Raw genomic sequence first — 18,966 nt, forward strand, 5'->3', positions numbered from 1 at the left:
GGAGGCGCCGGGGATGCGGGTCCACGGGAAGCGCTGGCCCCCCGGGCGCTGGACGCTGCGCGCGCGGGTGACCGCCGCGTCCGCCGCGATCGTCGGCCTCCTGCTGCTCCTCGGCGTCGTGGCGTTCTACCAGGCCATCAGCCGCACGGTGTACGACGGGCTCCGGGAGCGCGGCACGATCGCGGTCAACGGGCTCGTGGCCGTCGTCCGCTCGTCCGACCCGCGCGGCAGGCTGACGGTCGAGGACGCCGACTTCCCGCTGCTCCAGGTCGTGGACGGCCGGGGCAGGGTGATCGCGGCGAGCGACGCGATGGCCGGGCGCCCGGAGCTGGAGGGCGCCGCGCCGGGCACGCCGGGCCGTCCCGCGCACACCACCGCCGCGGTGCCGGGCGTGACCGACGAGGCGTACATCGTGACCGTCCGCGTGCGCGGCCGCGGCGGATGGCGGGTCGCGCACGCGGCGGCGCCGCTCACCGAGTTCAGCGGCAACCGGCCCGCGTTCGTCACCGGGCTCGCGATCGCGGTGCTGCTCGGCACGGGCGGCGTCGCGCTCGTGGTGTGGCGGTCGGTCGGGCGGGCGCTGCGGCCCGTCCGGCGGATGAGCGGCGAGCTGGCCGAGATCACCGGCGGCCGCGCGGACCGGCGGGTGACCGTGCCCGGCTGCCGCGACGAGGTCGCCGAGCTGGCCGAGTCGGTGAACGTGACGCTCGGCCGCCTCCAGCGCTTCGTCGAACGGCAGCGGTCGTTCGTCGCGGACGCCTCGCACGAGCTGCGCAGCCCGCTCACCGGCCTGCGCGCGCAACTGGAGGTCGCGCTCCAGCACCCCGAGGACGAGGACTGGCCCGCGGTCGCGCGCACGGCGCTCGGCGACGCCGAGCGGCTCGCCCGGATCGTCGGCGACCTGCTCGTCCTCGCCAAGCTCGACGCGGGCGTGCCGGCCGAGCGCGAGGACGTCGACCTCGGCGGGCTGGCGCGGGCCGAGGCGGCGCGGCCGGAGCGCCGCGTGCCCGTGGACCTGGACGTCGCGGAGGGCGCCGTCGTCCTCGGCGTCCGCCACCACCTGGCCCGGCTGCTGACCAACCTGCTCGACAACGCCGAACGGCACGCCGCCTCGCGGGTCCGCGTGACCGTCGCGGTCGAGGGGGACGAGGCGGTCGCGGAGGTCGCCGACGACGGCTCGGGCATCGCGCCTGAGGACCGCGAACGCGTCTTCCGCCGCTTCCAGCGCCTCCCCGAGGGCCGGGCCCGCGACAAGGGCGGCAGCGGCCTCGGGCTCGCGATCTCCCGCGACATCGCGATCGCGCACGGCGGCTCGCTGGTCGCCGCCGACAGCGACCGCGGGGCGCGCCTCGTGCTGCGGCTCCCGCTCGCGGACGCCTCGCCGCCCGAGCCGTCCCCAGGGGACGAGGGCCCGCGGCCGAGCTGAGGGCGGGTCGCCGTCCGCCGTCACCGCGCGAGCGGCGGGCGGCGGGCGAAGTGCCGGGTGGCCTGCTCGAAGGCGTGGCCGATCTCCAGGACGGCGCGGTCCGCGCGGTGCGGGCCGACGATCTGGAGGCCGACGGGCAGGCCGTCCCCGGTGAACCCGGCCGGGACCGACAGGGCGGGGCAGCCGGTCGCCGAGACCAGGTAGCAGGAGGCCATCCACTCCAGGTAGTCGGCCATCGGCCGTCCCGCGACCGCCTGCGGGTACTCCAGCCCGGCGTCGAACGGCACGGCCTGGCTCACCGGCAGCAGCAGCGCGTCGTAGGTCTCGAAGAACGCGCGGACGCGGTGGAACAGGGCCGCGCGCAGCACCTCGGCCTCCGCGAGGTCGGCGGGGACGAGCGCGCGGCCCTCCTCGACGTTGCGGACCAGCGAGGGCTTGATGTCGGCGCGGCGCTCGTCCAGCAGGCCGCCGAGGGCGATCGTCCACTGCCAGGCGCGCAGCGTGCGGAACACGCGGTCGGCGCCGGACAGGTCCGGGCACGCCTCCTCCACGACGCAGCCGAGCTCGGCGAAGACCTTCACGGCCGGTTCGAGGACGGCGGTGACGGCCGGCTCGACGGGCACCGCGCCGCCGAGGTCCGGGGACCAGGCGACGCGCAGCCCGGCGAGGTCGCGGCCGAGCGGCGGCGCGAACGCCCGCCCCGGCGCCTCCAGCGCGATCGGGCTGCGCGGGTCGGGGCCCGCGAGCACCGACAGCAGCAGCGCCGCGTCCGCCACCTCGCGGGCCATCGGCCCCTGCACGGCCATCGCGGTCCACGGGGACGCGACCGGCCACGACGGCACCCGTCCCGGCGACGGCCGGAACCCGACCACGTTGCAGAACGACGCGGGGTTGCGCAGCGAGCCGCCCCAGTCGCTCCCGTCCGCGAGCGGGTGCATCCCGCACGCGAGGGCCGCCGCCGCGCCGCCGCTGCTCCCGCCCGCCGAGCGCGACGTGTCGTACGGGTTGAGGGTCGTGCCGAAGACGGGGTTGAACGTGTGGGCCCCGGCGGCGAACTCGGGGACGTTCGTCTTGCCGAGCGTGACCGCCCCTGCCGCGCGGATGCGCTCGATGACCAGCTCGTCGCGTTCCGGCACGTGGTCGGCGAAGATCGGGGACCCGGACGTGGTGCGGATCCCGGCCGTCGCGTGGGTGTCCTTGTGCGCGACGGGCAGGCCGTGCAGGGGGCCGGGCGGCTCGCCGCGCGCGAGCCGTTCGTCGGCGTCCCGGGCCTGGTCGGCGGCGCGCTCGGCGGTGAGCGTGGCGATCGCGTTGACCCGCGGGTCGGTCCGTTCGATCTGGTCGAGGTGGGCTTGCAGCACCTCGCGCGCGGACACCTCCCGCGCGCGGATGCGGCGCGCGGTCTCGGTGGCGGAGGAGAAGACGAGAGAGGAGGGCATGCCCGGTTCCTACCCACCGGGGGCGTCCGCGAGGCCGCGTGAGATTCTGGCGCCTGGCCGGGAGGGGACGCGTGACTGAGCGTGACGGGGCGCGGGAGCTGCTGCGCCGGGTGCTGGACGAGGGCACGTGGACGTCGTGGGACGTCCCGCCCGCCCCTCCGCCGGAGGGCGGCGGGGAAGGGGCCGCGGGGGCCGCGTACGCGCGGGAGCTGGCGGCGGCGCGGGAGCGCAGCGGGTGCGACGAGGCGGTGCTGACCGGCGAGGGGCTGCTGCGCGGGCGCAGGGTCGCGTTCGTGGTGTCGGAGTTCCGATTCCTGGCCGGGTCGATCGGGCTGGCGACCGCCGACCGGATCGTCTCCGCCGTCGAGCGCGCGACCGCCGAACGGCTGCCCCTGCTCGCCGCGCCGTCGTCGGGCGGCACCCGGATGCAGGAGGGGACGGCCGCGTTCGTCCAGATGGCGCGGATCACCGCGGCCGTCATGGCGCACCGCGCGGCCGGGCTGCCCTATCTCGTCCACCTGCGGCATCCGACGACGGGCGGGGTGTTCGCGTCGTGGGGGTCGCTCGGCCATGTCACGTCCGCCGAGCCGGGCGCGCTGATCGGGTTCCTCGGACCGCGGGTGTACGAGGGGATGTACGGGGAGCCGTTCCCTCCGGGCGTGCAGGTCGCCGAGAACCTCGCGGCCCAGGGCCTGGTGGACGCCGTCGTCGGCGTGGACGACCTGCCCGCCGTCGCCGCCGACGCCCTCGACGTGCTCTGCGGCGAACGCCTGGCGGGGCGCGCGCCCGGGAGCGCGTCCGGGAGCGCGCCCGGGAGCGCGTCCGACGAGCCGGAGGCGGTCGCGCCGGACGCCCTGCCCTCGGCCTGGGACTCGATCGTCCGGTCGCGGGCGGCGGAACGGCCCGGCGTCCGGGAGCTGCTGCGGTACGGCGCGAGCCGCGTCACGCCGCTGTCGGGCACCGGCGAGGGGGAGGCGGAGCCGGGGCTGCTGCTGGCGCTCGCGCGGTTCGGCGCGGTGCCGTGCGTGCTCGTCGGGCAGGACCGGCGCGGCCAGCGCGCCGGCCATCCGCTCGGACCGGCCGGGCTGCGCGTCGCGCGGCGCGGGATGCGGCTGGCCGCCGAGCTGCGCCTCCCGCTGGTCACGGTCGTGGACACGCCCGGCGCGGTGCTGTCGGCCGAGGCGGAGGAGGGCGGCCTCGCGGGGGAGATCGCGCGCTGCCTCGCCGACCTGGTGACCTCGCCCGCGCCGACGCTCTGCCTGCTGCTCGGCGAGGGCGCCGGAGGCGCGGCGCTCGCGCTGCTGCCCGCCGACCGGGTCCTCGCGGCCCGGCACGCGTGGCTGTCGCCGCTGCCGCCCGAGGGCGCGTCGGTGATCGTGCACCGGACGCCGGACCGGGCCGCCGAGATGGCCGCGGCGCAGGGCGTGCGGTCCGCCGACCTGCTGCGCGACGGCGTCGCGGACGCGCTGGTGGACGAGCGCCCGGACGCGGCCCGCGAGCCGGAGGCGTTCTGCCGCAGGGCCGCCGCGGCCGTGGAGCGGGCGCTCGCCGCGCTGCCCGGCCCCGACCGCGCCGCCCGGACGGGACGTTTCCGCCCGCGCGTGTGAAAGCCGGGGGTTCCGGTGCGTTGACCGGGTTTTGTTTGGGTTCGTACGATCTTCGGAGTCGTTCCCCGGTACCCGAGGAGGCCCCGTGCGCGCCCTGCTCATCGAGCACGACCACCAGTCCCCGCCCGGCCCGGTGGGCGACCGGCTCGCGGCGCGCGGGTTCGACCTGACCGAGCTGCTGGTGGTCCCCGCCGAGCGGCACCGCGCGCCGGGCGTCGAGTGCGCGTTCCCCGACCCGCTCGACTACGACCTGGTCGTCCCGATGGGCGCGCCCTGGTCGGTGGACGACGTGGAGGCCATCGGCCCCTGGGTCGGGCCCGAGCTGGCCGCGCTCGCCAAGGCGTGCGAGGCGGGCGTCCCGATCCTCGGCATCTGCTTCGGCGGGCAGGCCCTCGCGTGCGCGCTCGGCGGCGGCGTCGAGCGCGCGCCGCGTCCCGAGATGGGCTGGACGCGGGTCGAGACGGACGATCCGTCGCTGGTGGGGGAGGGGCCGTGGTTCCAGTTCCACTACGACCGCTGGATCCTGCCGCCCGGCGCCCGGGAGATCGCGCGGAACGCGGTGTGCTCGCAGGCGTTCGTGTCCGGCCGCTCGCTCGGGCTCCAGTTCCATCCCGAGATCACCGCCGCGGAGTTCGGGCTGTGGCTGGAGGAGGGCGGCGCGGAGCTGATGGCGGCCGAGGGGTACGAACCGTCCGCCGTGATGGCCGAGGTCAGGCGGGACGAGGCGGTGTCGGCGCGCCGCACGCACGCGCTCGTGGACGCGTTCCTCGACCGGGTCGCCTGGGCGTGACCCATCTCGTTTGTTCCCAAACATTCTTCCGGCCGACCGCTTGACCGGCCCGCGCCCGCTTCCTAGGTTATTTGGGACCAAACAAAATGGAGGTGCGCTGCGATGGCAACAGTCGCGGGCGTGGCCGTCGACCCCCGGCACTGGATCGGCGGCGAGCGCGTCGCCTCGGCCCGTCCGGCGGGCGGGGGCGCGACGTTCACCGACCTGTCCCCGATCGACGAGCGGCCGATCGCCGAGATCGCGCGGGGCGGGGCGGCGGAGGCGGACGCGGCGGTGGCCGCGGCGCGCGCGGCGTTCCCCGCGTGGGCGCGGACGGGCCGCGAGGAGCGCGCCCGGCTGCTGCACGCGATCGCGGACGGCGTCGAGAAGCGGACCGAGGAGCTGGCGCGGGTCGAGACCGCCGACAACGGCGCGCTGATCCGCTCGCACCGGCGCGGGGTGATGCCGCGCGTCGCGCACAACTTCCGGTTCTTCGCCGACCGGCTGCTCGGCCTCGGTCACGACGACTTCGAGACGCGCGGCCACCGCAACCACGTGAGCTGGGACCCCGCCGGGGTCTGCGCGCTGATCACGCCGTGGAACGCGCCGCTGATGCTCGCCACCTGGAAGATCGCGCCCGCGCTCGCCGCGGGGAACACCGTCGTCCTCAAGCCCGCTGAGTGGACCCCGCTCACCGCGTCGCTGCTCGCCGACATCGCCGCCGAGGCCGGGCTGCCGGACGGCGTGCTCAACGTCGTCCAGGGGTACGGCGCGGAGGCCGGCGGGCCGCTCACCGCCCACCCGGACGTGCGGCGGATCAGCTTCACCGGCTCGGTCCCGACGGCGCGGGCGATCGCCGCCGCCGCGGCGCCGCACCTGACGCCGATGTCGCTGGAGCTGGGCGGCAAGTCGCCGCTGCTGGTGTTCGCCGACGCCGACCTCGACCTCGCCGCCGACCTCGCCGTCGAGCAGTACGACAACGCCGGCCAGGTCTGCCTCGCCGCGACCCGGCTGCTGGTCGAGTCGTCCGTCGCCGAGGCGTTCACCGAACGGCTCCTCGCGCGGACCGGGGCCCTCAAGCAGGGCGACCCGCGCGATCCCGGCACCGACGTGGGCCCGCAGATCCACCGCCGCCACCTCGAACGCGTGGACGGGTTCGTCCGGCGGGCGCGCGAGGCGGGCGCCCGCGCGCTGACCGGCGGCGGGCCGAACGACGACCTCGGCGGCCTCTACTACCGGCCCACCCTGTTCACCGGCGCGCCGGACGGGGCGGAGATCCTCACCGAGGAGGTCTTCGGGCCCGTCCTGACGCTCCAGACGTTCGACACCGAGGAGCAGGCCGTCGCGCTCGCCAACGGCACCCGCTACGGCCTCGCCGCGACCCTCGCCACCGGCGACCCCGACCGCGCCGCGCGCGTGTCCGGACGGCTCGTCGCCGGGACGGTCTGGGTCAACTGCTTCTTCGTCCGCGACCTCGCCGCCCCGTTCGGCGGGTCCCGGCTGTCCGGGATGGGGCGCGAGGGCGGCGACTGGAGCTTCGACTTCTACTGCGACCTCAAGAACACGGTGACGGCGCCATGGGCCGGGTGACCGGCGCGGGGCTCCTCGCGCACGTGCCGACGATCGTCCTGCCGGAGGTCACCCGCCGGGAGCTGAACGGCGGGCGGGACACCACCCTGGTCCCCGGCCTGCGGCGGCTCCGCGCCGAGGTGTTCGAGCGCGGCGACTACGACACGGTCGTGGTGCTCGACTCGCACTGGGCGACGACCGTCGAGTTCGTCGTCACCGCGCAGGACCGCCGCGCGGGCCTCTACACCTCCGACGAGCTGCCGCGCGGCATGTGCCGGATGCCGTACGACTTCCCGGGCGACCCCGAGCTCGCCCGCGCGGTCGCGGAGCGCGCCTCCGCGCACGGCACGTGGATCACCGCGATCGACGACCCGGCGCTGCCGATCCACTACGCGACCGTCAACCTGTGGACGCACCTCGGCCTGCGCGACGACCCGTACCTCGGCGACCCCGGGCGGCGGTGGATCTCGATCGGCGTGTGCCAGACCGCCGACACCGAGGACTTCCTGCGCCTCGGCCGCGCGCTCGGCGACGCCATCGCGGCCCTGGACCGCCGCGTGCTGCTCATCGCGTCCGGGGCGCTGTCGCACACGTTCTGGCCGCTGCGCGAGATCCGCGACCACGAGGCGGGCGACCCGTCGCACATCTTCACGCCCGAGGCGCGGGCGGCCGACGAGCAGCGCATCGCGTGGCTGCGCGACGGCGACCACGCGCGCGTGCTCGACACGATGCCGGAGTTCCTGCGGTTCCGGCCCGAGGCCCGCTTCGGGCACTACCTGATGATGGTCGGCGCCCTCGGCGAGCGCGCGTGCCGCGCCCCGGGCCGCCTCTACAGCCAGTACGAGAACTCCGTCGGAACCGGCCAGGTGCACCTCTGGTTCGACCGCCCCGAGAACGGATGGACCTGAATGCCCACCGAGTACCGCCGCGTCCTGCTCGACGGCGCGACCGTCCTGACCGTCCGGGAGGGCGACGACCTGGTCGCCGCCGACGGCCGCCGCGTGCCCGCCGCCGAGGCCGTCCACCTGCCGCCGTGCGTCCCGTCCAAGATCGTCGCGGTGCACCTCAACCACCGCAGCCGGGTCGAGGAGTTCCGGACCGCGCTGCCGCCCGCGCCCACCTACTTCCACAAGCCCACCTCCGCGCTGAACGCCCACGGCGGCGCGGTCGTCCGCCCGGAGCGCTGCCGCTACCTCAACTACGAGGGCGAGATCGCGATCGTCATCGGCCGGACGGCGCGCAACATCGCGCCCGCCGACGCCGCCGCGCACATCGCGGGCTACACCGTCGCCAACGACTACGGCCTGCACGACTTCCGCGACACCGACGCCGGGTCGATGCTGCGCGTGAAGGGCTCCGACACCCTGTGCCCGCTCGGCCCCGGCCTGGTCACCGGCTGGGACTTCCGCGGCAAGTACCTGCGCACCTACGTCAACGGCGAGCTCGTCCAGGACGGGAGCACCGACGAGATGCGCTGGGACATGCACTACCTCGTCGCCGACATCGCCCGCACGATCACCCTGAACCCCGGCGACGTGCTGCTGTCGGGCACCCCGGCCAACTCCCGCCCCGTCCGTCCGGGCGACGTGGTCGAGGTGGAGGCGGAGGGCCTCGGCCGCCTGCGCAACCACATCGTCGCCGGGCCCGTCCCCGTCCGCGACGACTGCGGCGCGCAGCCGACCGAGTCGGAGGAGGTCGTCTCCACCGCGTTCGGCGGCGACTGGGAGTTCCGCGGCATCCGCCCCCGAAGAGGCCCTAGCCGGGACGATCACGCCGCCCGCGCGGTCGGGCGGACGACCCATCGCGCCGCCGCGCTTAGGCTGCGGGCATGATCTACGCGGAGATCCCCTTCTCTGACGCCGTGCGCGAGGCCGTGGCCGCGGCCTGGGGCGTGAGCGGCGACGGCGAGCGCCTGTACGGCGGCGAGGAGTCGGTCGCCTACCGCGTCGGCGACCATGTGGTGCGGATCGGGCCCGAGTGGCGGGCGACCGCCGAGGCCGAGTGGTGCCACGCCGTCGCACTGCACGCCGCCGCGACGCTGCCCGAGGCCGTCGCGCCCGTTCCCCTCCGCGACGGCTCGACGGTCGTCCGGGCGGACGGCCGTCCCGTCTCGGTCTGGCCGTACGTCCACGGGAGCTGGCCGAAGACCGACCTGCGCGTCCAGGCGGGTGCGCTGCTGGCCCGTTTGCACCGCGCGCTGGCGACCGCGGACCCCGGCCCGCGGCCGTCCCCGGCGGGCGTCGAGGACGGCCTGGACGGCACGCCGCAGGCCCACCTGCCCGACCCGGCCCTGGACCGCTGGCTGGCCGAGTTCCACCGCACGCACGCCAAGCAGGCGCTGCACGGCGACTACTACACGGGCAACACGCTCGTCCGGGACGGCAGGCTCGCGGCCGTCCTCGACTGGGACGAGGCGTTCATCGGCGCGCCGGAGCTGGAGCTGGCCGCGGGCGCGATCGAGTGGGGCGACGACGAGCTGTCGCTGTGCCGGGAGTTCGTCGACGCCTACCTCGAAGAGGGCGGTACCGCCGGGGAGCTGGACGACGAGTCGCTCGCGCAGCTCGCCCGCCACAAGCTGCGCCGCGAATCGGCGTACTTCCACGTGGCCGTCGCGAGAGGCGTCGTCCACGACGAGGAGGACGTCGAGTACCACCGGGCCCGCGACGCCCTCTTCCACTCCCTGCGCCCCTGACGCAACGCCCGTCCGCTCCGGCGGCCCCGGCGGCGCGGCCTCACGCCGGCTCCGCGTCTCCGTCCGCCTCCGGCCTCCAGCGGAGCGTCACGTGCAGGTGCGCCCGGCCGGTGGTCTCCGCGACGATCGTGCTGAACGACGCGTCCAGGCCCACCCCGAACTGCACCTCGACCTCCTCCGGCCGCGCGGGCAGCGACCCGAACGCCGCCATGATGTCGCCCGCCGCGCCCGCGACCGTGTCCAGCGACTCGCGCAGCGTCCGGCCCGCCCTCTCCACCGCGCGGTCGACGCGGCCCGCCGGTCCGACGCCCGGTCTCTCCGCCGTCTCCACGATCACGGTGCCGCCGGACTCCAGGAGGAACTCCGTACGTTCGGCCATCGGGTCCTAGCCCTTCTGCGTCGGTGCGGTACCGCACGCGGTGTCGTCGGGAACGGGGGCCTTCGCCTCGGTCCGCACGGTGTCGAGCTGCCGGAGGATCTCCTCCAGCCGCGCGGACGTCGGGGAGTCCAGGTACTCCAGCGTCGCCCGGTAGAACGCGTTCGCCATGGCGTCCGGCATCCAGTCCGACGCGTCGAAGCACAGCGGCGCGCCGGACACCAGGAGCCGTGCGATCCGCGCGGCCGCGTCACCGCCGCCACGCCGGATCTGGTCGTCCAGGACGCTGAGGTGGGGGGAGAACGCGACGCCCTTCGCCGCCGCGGGCCACATCCCCTGCGCCTCGGCGCCCACCAGGTAGCGGATGAACGCGCGGGCCTGCGGCGAGTCGCGGAACATCGCCATGAGGTCGGCGGACACCACGGACGGCGCCCCGCCCGCGGCCGGACCGCCTGCTGGCGGAGGGGACGAGAAGGCGGGGAACGGGAAGAAGCCGCCGCCCCCCGCGCCCGGACGCGAGGTGCTGATCGTCGCGCCGTGGCCGAGGTGGCAGCCCGGCGCGGCGGCGAACATCGGATCGTCGCGGCGGCCGTAGGCGGTCAGCATCGCGCCGAGCCGGCCGCCCCGGATGTGGCCCGCCCCGCCCACGATCTCGCCCCAGGCCCGCCACGCGCCGCGCACCCGCTCGGAACGCCACGGCAGGGTGCCCCGCGCGAAACGTGCGTACTCCTCGGGCCCGGCCTGGTGCAGGAGGATGTCCTCGATCCAGTCGGTGCCGGGCCAGCCGGAGTTGGGCGGGTCGGACATGGCCATGCACCAGGGCGTGCCGCGCGCGCCGACGATCCGGTCCTGGAGGGCGAGCAGGTCCCGCCACGTGCCCGGCGGCTTCCAGCCCGGAGCGGCGGCGCCGAGGGCGGCCCCGTTGTACCAGACCAGGCTCTTGACGTTGGCCTTCACCGCGATCCCGTACAGCTCCGCCGTCCCGGCCCTCTCGAACCCGAGCCAGGCCGCGCCGTACCGCCGGCCCACCTCCCGCGCGAGCCCGCCGCCGCCCCGAGCCCGTCCAGCGGACGGACCAGGCCCTCTCCGGCGTAGTCGCGCAGCACTCCCGGCGAGGGCACGATCGCCAGGTTCGGCGGACGGCGGTTGTGGATGCTGGCCTCCAGCACCTGCCTGGTCGCGCGGGTACGGTTCGGCAGCACCCGGACGCCGCGCCCCTCGCCGCTCCGCTGGAAACCCTTGATGATCTCTGCGAAGTGGCCGAACTCCTCGTCCGACGTCCACGGGACGAGGATGCTGAGCGTCCCCCGGTCCTCCGCGCCGCACCCGGCGAGGACGGCCGCCAGCAGCAGGGCCGCCGCCGCGCGCCCGGCCCGCCGGACGCTCCGCGCCATCTCACGACCTCCTGAAGCGGTACTCGTTGATGCGCGGGCGCAGGCCGAACGCGATCGCCGCGGACGCCAGCGCGGCCATCGCGACGATCAGCGCCACGCGGACCCCGAACGCCGCGCCCGCCGCGCCGCTCTCGCGCCCGAACTCCTCCAGCCCCTTCCGCTGCGCGTCCCTCAGCGCCTTCGGCGCGTCCCCGGCGCGGGCCTCGCTGGGCGGCGCCCCGAGCGACGGCGGCAGGAACGTCCCGTCGAGGATCTCGGGCGCGCAGTCGCGCGCACGGCCGCACAGCTCCCGGGCCAGCGCCGCGATCTCGTTCCTGCCGTCCCCGTCGGTGTTCGCGGCCTCCCGGAGCCCGGCCGTCCTGACCTCGGCGTACGGGCCGTCCAGCGCCTCGTCGAACTGCGCGTTCGACAGCAGCGACAGCGCCGCCGTCCCGGCCATGACCAGCAGCGCGGCGAAGGCCGCGAGCAGGCCCGCGTTGAGCCGCCGCCGGAACCTCCGGCGGACGAGCACGTCGGTGCGCACCAGCAGCGCGGCCAGCGCCACGACCGGCAGCAGCCACAGCAGGGACGTCGCGCCCGCCGCCCACACCGAGGACCGCTGCCGCTGGAGGACGCGTTCCTCCAGGCCGCGAAGCTCGGAGAGGTTGGCGAGGATGCCGTCGTCCTGGTGGAGGAGGGCCGAGGCGTTGCGCAGGTAGACCAGGCTGAGGCTCCGGTGGTCCTGCTGGAGGTCGGCGTGGGCCTGCTGGATCTGCGCGGTGTACGACACGACGAGGCCGTTGACGAGTTCGAGCTTCCGCTCGGCCTCCTCATCCTCGCTGGTGCGGTGCTCGGCGATCAGCTCCAGCCCCTGGTGGACGGCCGCGATGTCGTTGTCGTACTGGCCGGCGTTGCCGCCGAGCGCCGCCGTCCCGGACCGGATGCCCTCGGCGGCGGTGCGGTCGGCGTCCGCGAGCGCCGCCGCCACCGCGTCGGCCTGGAGCACGGCCTGCGCGCTCCGCTCCAGGCCGAGGTCGACGGTCCGGTGGGCGCCGGTGAACGCCAGCACGCAGAGCGCGCCGCACAGCACGCAGCCGCCGACCAGCACGACCCGCAGCCGCCGCAGCGTTCCGGCCGTCGTCGAGGGCTCGGCCCTGACCGTGCGGCGGAGGCCGGCCTCCGTCACCGTCCGTCCTCGCCGTCGGGCCACTCGTAGGGGCAGTTCTCGCAGTACCTCGCGCCCGGGACCGCCACCCGTCCGCAGTCGGGGCACACGAGCGGCTCCGGTTCCGTCCGCTCCGGCGCGGCGGGCTCCGCGACCGCCTCGCGCGCCCTCTCGGGGAGCAGGAAGGCGCTCGACCTGGTGTGGGCGAGCAGGACCCGCTTCACGACCTCCTCGGTCAGGCCGGACCGCAGCCCGCGCCCGTCCAGCACCCGGTCCAGCCATTCGAGGGCCTCGGTGTCGTTCAACTCCGTGGCGAGCGCGCGGGCCTCGTCCCAGTGGCGCAGCGCGGCGTCCGGATCGCCGCGCAGCCACGCGCGGCAGCCCGCGCCCATCCGCTGGGCGCGCTTGACGAGGTTCTGGTGCGGTTGCAGGTCCGTCCGCGGCGGCGCCATGTCGGTCCACCGGACGTCGACGAACGCGCGCGTGCCCGGGATCGGCTCCCGCGACCTCCCCGCCACCAGCTCCACCGACGCGATGCGGTGGGCGCGGGCGGCGGGCGCGGCGCCGGGGTCGGCCGCGAACCCGAGCGTGTAGTCGCGCACCTCGTCGCCCCAGGGCCCGAGCGCGAAGTGGATCCCGCCCGCGCCGTCGTCGCGGTGCTGCGCGAGGTCGACGAGCATCGGGACGAGCTGCTCGGCGGTGCCGAGCGAGACGCCCTTCCCGCAGCGCACCCTCAGCCACAGCTCCGGCAGGCCCGCCGCCAGCAGCCGCGCCATCACGCCGGTGAAGTCGGCGGCGAGGTCGCCGACGCAGGACAGCTCCGGCGCGGAGCCGTGCAGCGCCTCGACCACGCGCAGCAGCTCGTCGGGGTCCCAGTCGGCGCCGATCCCGCGGGCGTCGCAGGTCAGCACGTCGCGGCACGCGTCGATGGCCGCGTCGAGCGCGGCGCGGGACTGGTGCTCGTTGCGGCCGTCGGTGAGCAGGGTCGCGTGGCGGATCGGGGCGTCGCACGTCTCCAGCAGTTCGCGGGCGGCGTCCAGCCACGCCCCCATGACGGTGCCCTCCACGCTCGGCCGCAGCTCCCGGACCGCCTTCTTGACGTCGGCGCGGATCCGCGGGGACAGCGGCGCGAGCATCCACTCGCGCGGGTACACCATGCGCGCCGCGTGCGTCCCCTCCAGGACGGCGACGAGCGCGCCGTCCGGCAGCGTGTCGATCGCGGCGCAGGCCGCCTTCTGCGCGCTCTCCAGCTTGGTGACGGGATAGGCCATGGAGCCCGAACGGTCCAGGACGATGACCTCGGCGACCCGGCCGCCGTAGGAGGCCCGCCTCGGCGGCCCGTCCTGCGACCCGTTCCCCGAACCGTCCCCGGCCACTCGCACCAGGACCGAAACCTGCTCGGACGCCCGCGGGGGGTTCTCCTCGTAGTAGGCGTCCACCGAGAACCGGTTCGGTCCGCTCATCTGCCGCCTCCCCGTTACGGCGTGGATCTCCGGCGTTCACTACGGACCATAAGCCGGTGGTGGAAGAACAAGAAGCCCTTTTCACCAGAAGGTCAGCGGGCGCACCCTATTGGCAAGATCGGTGAGAATCGTCTTGTCGTCCGCGTCGGCCGTGTGCAGGCATAGCTCCCGATACGTTTCTTCCAGCTTCTCGCGGATTTCCTCGTTGCCGCCGGTGAGGGCGCCGCCGCCGGCGAACGGGCCGGACGCGCGCAATTCCTGTCCGGATTCGGACAGCGCCAGTGCGGCTTCCAGCACCGACGCCCGAAGCCGGGTGCGGTCCGGCTCGGAGAGGGTGGCGGTCGCCAGCCTCCGCTCGGCCTCGGCCAGATCCTCGGGCGCGGGCACGCCCGCGCTCGCGCCGCCGTTCGCGTCGCCGCTCGCGCCGCCGTCCGCGCCGTCCGCGGCTCGGCGGGGGAGCCGTCCCGCCAGTGCCCGGATCGCGGCGAGCCGGGCGGCGTGCCGGTACGGCGAGGTCCCGGGGATCTCGTCGAGCGCCGCGACCGCCTCGGCCCGGTCGCCGTCGCGCAGCAGCACCCGCGCCAGGCCGAACAGCGCCCCCTCGAACGCCTCGTCCGCCGCCCAGACCGCCCGGTACAGCCGTTCGGCCTCCGCGCGGCGCTCCCGGTACTCCTCGCAGAGCGCGCGGGCGAACCGCGGCGCGGCCTCTCCCGGCAGCAGCGCCGAGCAGGCGGCGAAGCAGTCCGACGCCGCCGCGAACGCGCCGTCCGCGAGCGCGATGAGCCCGAGGTGCCACCGTTCCTGCCAGGCCCTGCGCCAGCGGTCCCGCGGCGGCGGCAGCGACCCGAGCGCCGAGCGGGCGGCGTCCAGGTCGCCGAGGCTCACCCGTACGCGGCAGCGCCTCAGCAGCACCTCCTCCGAGGGGCGGCCGTAGGCGTCGAGCTGCGCGGCGGCGGTCCGCGCGTCGGAGCTCATCTGCGTGCCGAGGAAACCGGCCGCCGGATCGCGCGGGTCGGGGTGCGGTTCGGGCAGCCGCGCCGCCGCCCGCCCCCGGGGCGGCAACTCCACCGGCAGCGGGCGGCACTCGCCCGCCTCCGCCGCCGCCTGCGCCTCGGCCGACGTCCACCAGGACAGCGGCGGCGCGACGCCGAGCCCGCCGTCCAACGCCTCGGCGCCCGGCGCGAACAGCCGCGACGGCACCTGCCGGGCCGGGCCGCCGGCCAGCGCCAGCAGCTCGCTCAGCACGCCGCTGAGCTGGTCGGCGAACGCCGCGGCGGAGCTGAACCGGCGCGCCGGGTCCGGGTGCGTCGCGCACGCGATCAGCCCCCGGAGCGGCTCGATCGGCGTCCCGAACGGCTCGGTCAGCACCTGGAGCGTGCGGCCCGCCGTGTGCAGGTCGGTGGCGACGCTCGGGCCCGCCTCGCGCAGTTCCGGTGCGGCGAACTCCAGCGTCGACCAATTGCTGTTGACGGCGCCGAGGTCGATGAGCTTCGCCCCGGACGGCGACATCATCACGTTGCTCGGTTTGAGGTCGCAGAACAGATAGCCGTGCCGGTGCAGGTAGTCCATCGCCTGCAATATCTGGAGAACGGTCCCGAGCACCTCCTCCAGGGAATGCGACAGAAAACGGGAATCGGACAGCGGATAGCCCTCGATGAACTCCATCACGAGGTACAGATCGAGCCGGCCGCCGTGCTCGTGGAACACCGAGTCGTGAATGCGGACGATGCGTTCGTGCTCGATGCTCAGCAGGAAATGCTTCTCCGCCTTCACCGCGTCCCGGCTGTCGGGGTCGGCGCTGTCGACCAGGCCCTTGAGCGCCACCCACCGGTCGTCCAGATGGTCGTCGCGGGCGGCGTAGACCCAGCCGACGCCGCCCTGCCCGACGCACCCCAGCACCTTGTAGCGGCCGTCCACCAGGTCGCCCGGTGCGAGCCGCGCCGCGTACTTGTCCGGCGAGTACGGCGTGCCGCACATCGGGCACCGTCCCCGGCTCAGCCGCTCCTGCCCGTGATGGGAGGTGCCGACCGGCGCGCGGCAGGTGCGGCACCGCCACCGCTCCGCGGGGACGCGCGGATCGGGGATCAGGGCGTCCTCGGGCCCCGGCGCCTCCCTCGCGACCGGCGCGGAGATCAGCTCCAGGCCCCACCACGGCCCGGTGTCGAGCGGAGCGGAGAGCGACGGGACGGGGCCCTGGCCGGGCTCCCGCCGCGTCGCCTCCGCCCGCGTCCCGTTCTCCCGCGTCGGATCGGCTCCGGTCGGCCGGGCGCTGGGCGGGTCCGCTCCGACCGGTTCGGTGCCGGCGACGTACCGGTCGGTGGGCGGCTGGGACGCCGCCCTCCGGCGCGCCGCCGGCGGCGGCTCCCGCAGGCAGGTGTCGCAGTAGCCGTGCTCGCCGACCGTTCCGGTGCAGTCGGGATGCTCGCAGGTCACGGGGTCACCTCCGGGAAGCGCCGTCGTACCGCCGCCACGAACCGCTGGACGAGCCGCTCCGCCTGGTCCAGGTCCATCGGGCCCGTGTAGAGCGCCGCGTGCGCCCGCTCGTGGCGCGCGTTCAGGACGTCGTCCTCCAGCGGACGGCCGTCCCGCTCGTACGCCTCGCGGCGCGCGTAGGCCAGGTAGGCGTCGAGGCGGCGGCGCAGCATCGCGCGCCGTTCCAGCAGCTCGCCGATCCGCTCGTCGACGCGCGCCGCACGCGCGGCGGCCCGTTCGGCCGCGTCGCGGATCCCGGCGAGCCGCCGCTCCCGCACGGCCTCCTCCCGCGCGCCGCGCGCGTGGCGCACCATCGCCAGCCGGACGCGCAGCGACGCCGCGACGGGCGTCGCGGGCTCGGGGACGTCGAAGAAGCGCCGGGCCGCGTGGTCGTACCGTTCCGCGGTCCGCCGCTCGATCCGGGCCAGGTTCTCGACCAGCCGGTCCAGCCGGTCCGGTCCCCGCGGCGCGTTCACGGCCCGGTCACCAGGGCGTCCGCGAAGCGGCTCCAGGGCTCCCCGCCGAATCCGAGCAGCAGCCGCACCCGGAGCAGCGGGGACCTGACCGCGATCGGCCACAGCACCCGTTCGCACAGCTCGGCGGGGTCGGCGGCGGCGTCGACCGAGTTGACGACCACGGTGACGGGCGGTCCGAGCGCCTCCAGCGCGTGGATCAGCCCGCGCCCGCCGTCGGCGCGCAGGCCGAGCGCGGTCGCGATGGCCGCGGACATCTCGGCGGTCGTCCGGCCGGTGGCGTCGAGGGCCGCGTCCACGCTCCCGAACGGCAGCCCGCCGTCGCGCTCCCGCTGCGAGACCCGCGCCCGGTAGGCGGGCAGCGCGGGCCCGACCAGCTCCGCCACGGCGGTCGCCGCCTCCGCCCCGCTCACCACGACGACGCCGCCCGCGGAGTCGTCCCCGATCCACTCCGCCAGGGCGCGCTTCAACGGGGTGTCCGGGTCGCTCCGGCCCGCCGTCGGGACCCGGAACCGCCGGTCGTTGACGCTGTCGTCCACGACCAGGTACTCGCGCAGCCAGGGGAGGTGCCTCAGCAGCGCGTCGACGCCGATCATCCAGCTCGCGTCCCGGAGGTCGGTGACGACGCTGACGACGACGCCGCAGACCTCCCCGGCGGCGTTCAGCGCCGCCGCGCCGCTGAAGCCGCGCTCGATGACCGGGCCCTTGGCGTCCCGGGGGATGATCTCCACCCGCTCGCCGTACAGGTCGTACCCGCTGAGGCGGCCGAACGCGGTGAGCCCGCCCGCCTCGGCGCCCTCCCGGAACCCGAAGCTGCGCACCACCTCGTCCACGGTCCACTTGCGGCGCAGCCGGACCCGCGGCGCGCCCTCCACGGGCGCGGCCAGCCGCAGCACCGCGACGTCGCCGCGGTGGCCCTCGTCCGAGGGCGGCACCAGGTCGCGGACGGCCGCCTTGATCCCGCCGTCGCCGCCCCGCGCGCGCACGACCGCCCCGGCGTCCGGGTCGAGCACGTGCGCGCAGGTCAGCACGTGCTCCTCGTCGAGCAGGGTGCCGCCGCCGCGAACGCGTCCCTCGACGTCGTCGACGCGCACGAGCCACGGGCCGGGGGACTGCCTCATGCCGTTTCACGGTACGCGCGGACAGGCGCGGCGTCAGTACGTTCCCGGGCCGGGCGCGATCAGCGCAGGAGCGCCTCGGCGCGCGCGACGACCTCCCGGCAGAACGGCCCGACGGCGTCCGGGTCGTCCACGAACTGGGACGGCTTGATGCAGAACGTCGTGAAACCCTCAGCGACCTGCTCGGGGATGCTCTCCAGCGCGGGCGCGAGCGGCGCGGGGGAGTGGTCGTCGGGGAACGTGGGCCGGACCCCGCCGATCATCTCCAGTTCGCGGCCCCCGAGGGCGGCGCGCAGCCGGGCGAGGTCGTCCGGCGTGGGGCGGCCGAGCGGGTGGAAGCCGTGCCCGTAGCGGAGCAGGCGGTGCAGGAGCCGGTCGTGCAGGTGCTGCCCGCCGAACCACATGCGCGGCCCGTCCGGCCGGTGCGCGCGGGGCTCGAAGTGGACGTCGGAGAACGAGAAGTGCTTCCCGGAGTAGGAGACGGGGGAGCCGCGCCAGAGCAGGTCCCAGATCTCCAGCTGCTCGTCGAGGATCTCGCCGCGCTGGTGGAACGGCACGCCGAGCGCGGCGTACTCGTCGCGGCTCCAGCTCACCGTCGGCTGGACGACCAGTCGGCCCTCGGAGAGCAGGTCGAGCGTGCCGATGTCGCGGGCGAGGGCCAGCGGGTGCCGGAGCGGCGCGAGGATCGCGGCGGCGGCGAGGCGCAGGGCGGTCGTCGCGGAGGCGATCGCGCTGAGCAGGATCAGCGAGCCCGGCCACGGGGTGGACGGGTCCTGGTTGCCGGGCAGCGCGTACTCGCGGGGGTTGCCCATCACGCCCGCGGCGGACGCGTCGCGGCCGAGGACGACGTGCTCGCTCACCATGACGGCGTCGAACCCGGCGTCCTCGGCCTCGCGGGCCCAGCGGACGAAGGCCCGCAGGTCGCGGGTGAGGGTCTGGTTCTCGCTGAGGACGAGGACGAAGCGTGGCGTCATCCCGCGATCGTAAGGCCCCAAACGAGTTGTCGGCCAGAGGGGAGCGCGCG

General features: G+C 76.0%; 17 protein-coding genes. 7 read left to right on the forward strand and 10 right to left on the reverse strand.

Annotation, left to right across the window (positions count from 1 at the left end; genetic code table 11):
- Nucleotides 1–13: 13 nt before the first annotated feature.
- Nucleotides 14–1,426: a cell wall metabolism sensor histidine kinase WalK gene (locus GEV43_RS26660; RefSeq protein ID WP_160823050.1), complete on the forward strand. Its 1,413-nt coding sequence runs from the start codon at nucleotides 14–16 to the stop codon at nucleotides 1,424–1,426.
- A gap of 20 nt (nucleotides 1,427–1,446) precedes the next feature.
- Here the strand turns inward: GEV43_RS26660 and GEV43_RS26665 are convergent, their stop codons facing one another.
- Nucleotides 1,447–2,865, reverse strand: coding sequence for an amidase (locus GEV43_RS26665; protein WP_160823051.1), 1,419 nt, complete (start codon nucleotides 2,863–2,865; stop codon nucleotides 1,447–1,449).
- A gap of 71 nt (nucleotides 2,866–2,936) precedes the next feature.
- On the opposite strand from GEV43_RS26665, the gene GEV43_RS26670 reads away from it, so the two are divergent.
- The 6 genes from GEV43_RS26670 to GEV43_RS26695 all read left to right on the forward strand — a co-directional run bounded on the left by GEV43_RS26670 (nucleotide 2,937) and on the right by GEV43_RS26695 (nucleotide 9,502).
- A complete protein-coding gene (locus GEV43_RS26670; RefSeq protein ID WP_160823052.1) occupies nucleotides 2,937–4,472 on the forward strand; it encodes a carboxyl transferase domain-containing protein in 1,536 nt (511 codons plus the stop codon).
- Between the two features lie 85 nt (nucleotides 4,473–4,557).
- A complete protein-coding gene (locus tag GEV43_RS26675) occupies nucleotides 4,558–5,262 on the forward strand; it encodes a type 1 glutamine amidotransferase (protein ID WP_160823053.1) in 705 nt (234 codons plus the stop codon).
- Nucleotides 5,263–5,364: 102 nt separating this feature from the next.
- Nucleotides 5,365–6,831 carry an aldehyde dehydrogenase family protein gene (locus GEV43_RS26680; RefSeq protein ID WP_160823054.1) on the forward strand — a complete coding sequence of 489 codons (1,467 nt, stop codon included), beginning with the start codon at nucleotides 5,365–5,367 and terminating at the stop codon, nucleotides 6,829–6,831.
- Nucleotides 6,819–7,718: a 3,4-dihydroxyphenylacetate 2,3-dioxygenase gene (locus tag GEV43_RS26685; protein ID WP_160823055.1), complete on the forward strand. Its 900-nt coding sequence runs from the start codon at nucleotides 6,819–6,821 to the stop codon at nucleotides 7,716–7,718. The genes GEV43_RS26680 and GEV43_RS26685 overlap by 13 nt, the downstream gene beginning before the upstream one ends.
- Nucleotides 7,719–8,642: a fumarylacetoacetate hydrolase family protein gene (locus GEV43_RS26690; protein WP_160823056.1), complete on the forward strand. Its 924-nt coding sequence runs from the start codon at nucleotides 7,719–7,721 to the stop codon at nucleotides 8,640–8,642.
- Nucleotides 8,639–9,502 carry a phosphotransferase enzyme family protein gene (locus GEV43_RS26695; RefSeq protein ID WP_160823057.1) on the forward strand — a complete coding sequence of 288 codons (864 nt, stop codon included), beginning with the start codon at nucleotides 8,639–8,641 and terminating at the stop codon, nucleotides 9,500–9,502. Before GEV43_RS26690 ends, GEV43_RS26695 begins: the two co-directional genes overlap by 4 nt.
- Before the next feature lie 40 nt (nucleotides 9,503–9,542).
- On the opposite strand, the gene GEV43_RS26700 is transcribed toward GEV43_RS26695, so the two are convergent.
- The 9 genes from GEV43_RS26700 to GEV43_RS26740 all read right to left on the reverse strand — a co-directional run bounded on the left by GEV43_RS26700 (nucleotide 9,543) and on the right by GEV43_RS26740 (nucleotide 18,916).
- Complete coding sequence (locus GEV43_RS26700; RefSeq protein WP_160823058.1) at nucleotides 9,543–9,881, reverse strand: CU044_2847 family protein; 339 nt, start codon at nucleotides 9,879–9,881, stop codon at nucleotides 9,543–9,545.
- A 6-nt stretch (nucleotides 9,882–9,887) separates the two neighbouring features.
- On the reverse strand, nucleotides 9,888–10,907 hold the full coding sequence (locus GEV43_RS26705; RefSeq protein ID WP_160823059.1) for an extracellular solute-binding protein: 1,020 nt from the start codon (nucleotides 10,905–10,907) through the stop codon (nucleotides 9,888–9,890).
- A complete protein-coding gene (locus GEV43_RS26710) occupies nucleotides 10,832–11,272 on the reverse strand; it encodes a hypothetical protein (protein WP_160823060.1) in 441 nt (146 codons plus the stop codon). The genes GEV43_RS26705 and GEV43_RS26710 overlap by 76 nt, the downstream gene beginning before the upstream one ends.
- 1 nt (nucleotide 11,273) lies before the next feature.
- Nucleotides 11,274–12,437: a hypothetical protein gene (locus GEV43_RS26715; protein ID WP_160823061.1), complete on the reverse strand. Its 1,164-nt coding sequence runs from the start codon at nucleotides 12,435–12,437 to the stop codon at nucleotides 11,274–11,276.
- Entirely contained in the window at nucleotides 12,434–13,879 is a 1,446-nt protein-coding gene (locus GEV43_RS26720) for a VWA domain-containing protein (RefSeq protein WP_160823062.1), read from the reverse strand. The genes GEV43_RS26715 and GEV43_RS26720 overlap by 4 nt, the downstream gene beginning before the upstream one ends.
- An 81-nt stretch (nucleotides 13,880–13,960) precedes the next feature.
- The gene (locus GEV43_RS26725) at nucleotides 13,961–16,312 is read right to left on the reverse strand and encodes a serine/threonine-protein kinase (protein WP_160823063.1); all 2,352 of its coding nucleotides are present in this window, start codon (nucleotides 16,310–16,312) and stop codon (nucleotides 13,961–13,963) included.
- Entirely contained in the window at nucleotides 16,309–16,827 is a 519-nt protein-coding gene (locus GEV43_RS26730; protein ID WP_160823064.1) for a hypothetical protein, read from the reverse strand. The genes GEV43_RS26725 and GEV43_RS26730 overlap by 4 nt, the downstream gene beginning before the upstream one ends.
- Nucleotides 16,824–17,945: a serine protease gene (locus GEV43_RS26735; protein ID WP_160823065.1), complete on the reverse strand. Its 1,122-nt coding sequence runs from the start codon at nucleotides 17,943–17,945 to the stop codon at nucleotides 16,824–16,826. The genes GEV43_RS26730 and GEV43_RS26735 overlap by 4 nt, the downstream gene beginning before the upstream one ends.
- A 59-nt stretch (nucleotides 17,946–18,004) precedes the next feature.
- Nucleotides 18,005–18,916: an LLM class flavin-dependent oxidoreductase gene (locus tag GEV43_RS26740; protein ID WP_160823066.1), complete on the reverse strand. Its 912-nt coding sequence runs from the start codon at nucleotides 18,914–18,916 to the stop codon at nucleotides 18,005–18,007.
- Between the last annotated feature and the right edge of the window lie 50 nt (nucleotides 18,917–18,966).

Source organism: Actinomadura sp. J1-007 (assembly GCF_009793335.1).
Classification (GTDB): Bacteria; Actinomycetota; Actinomycetes; order Streptosporangiales; family Streptosporangiaceae; genus Spirillospora; species Spirillospora yumaensis.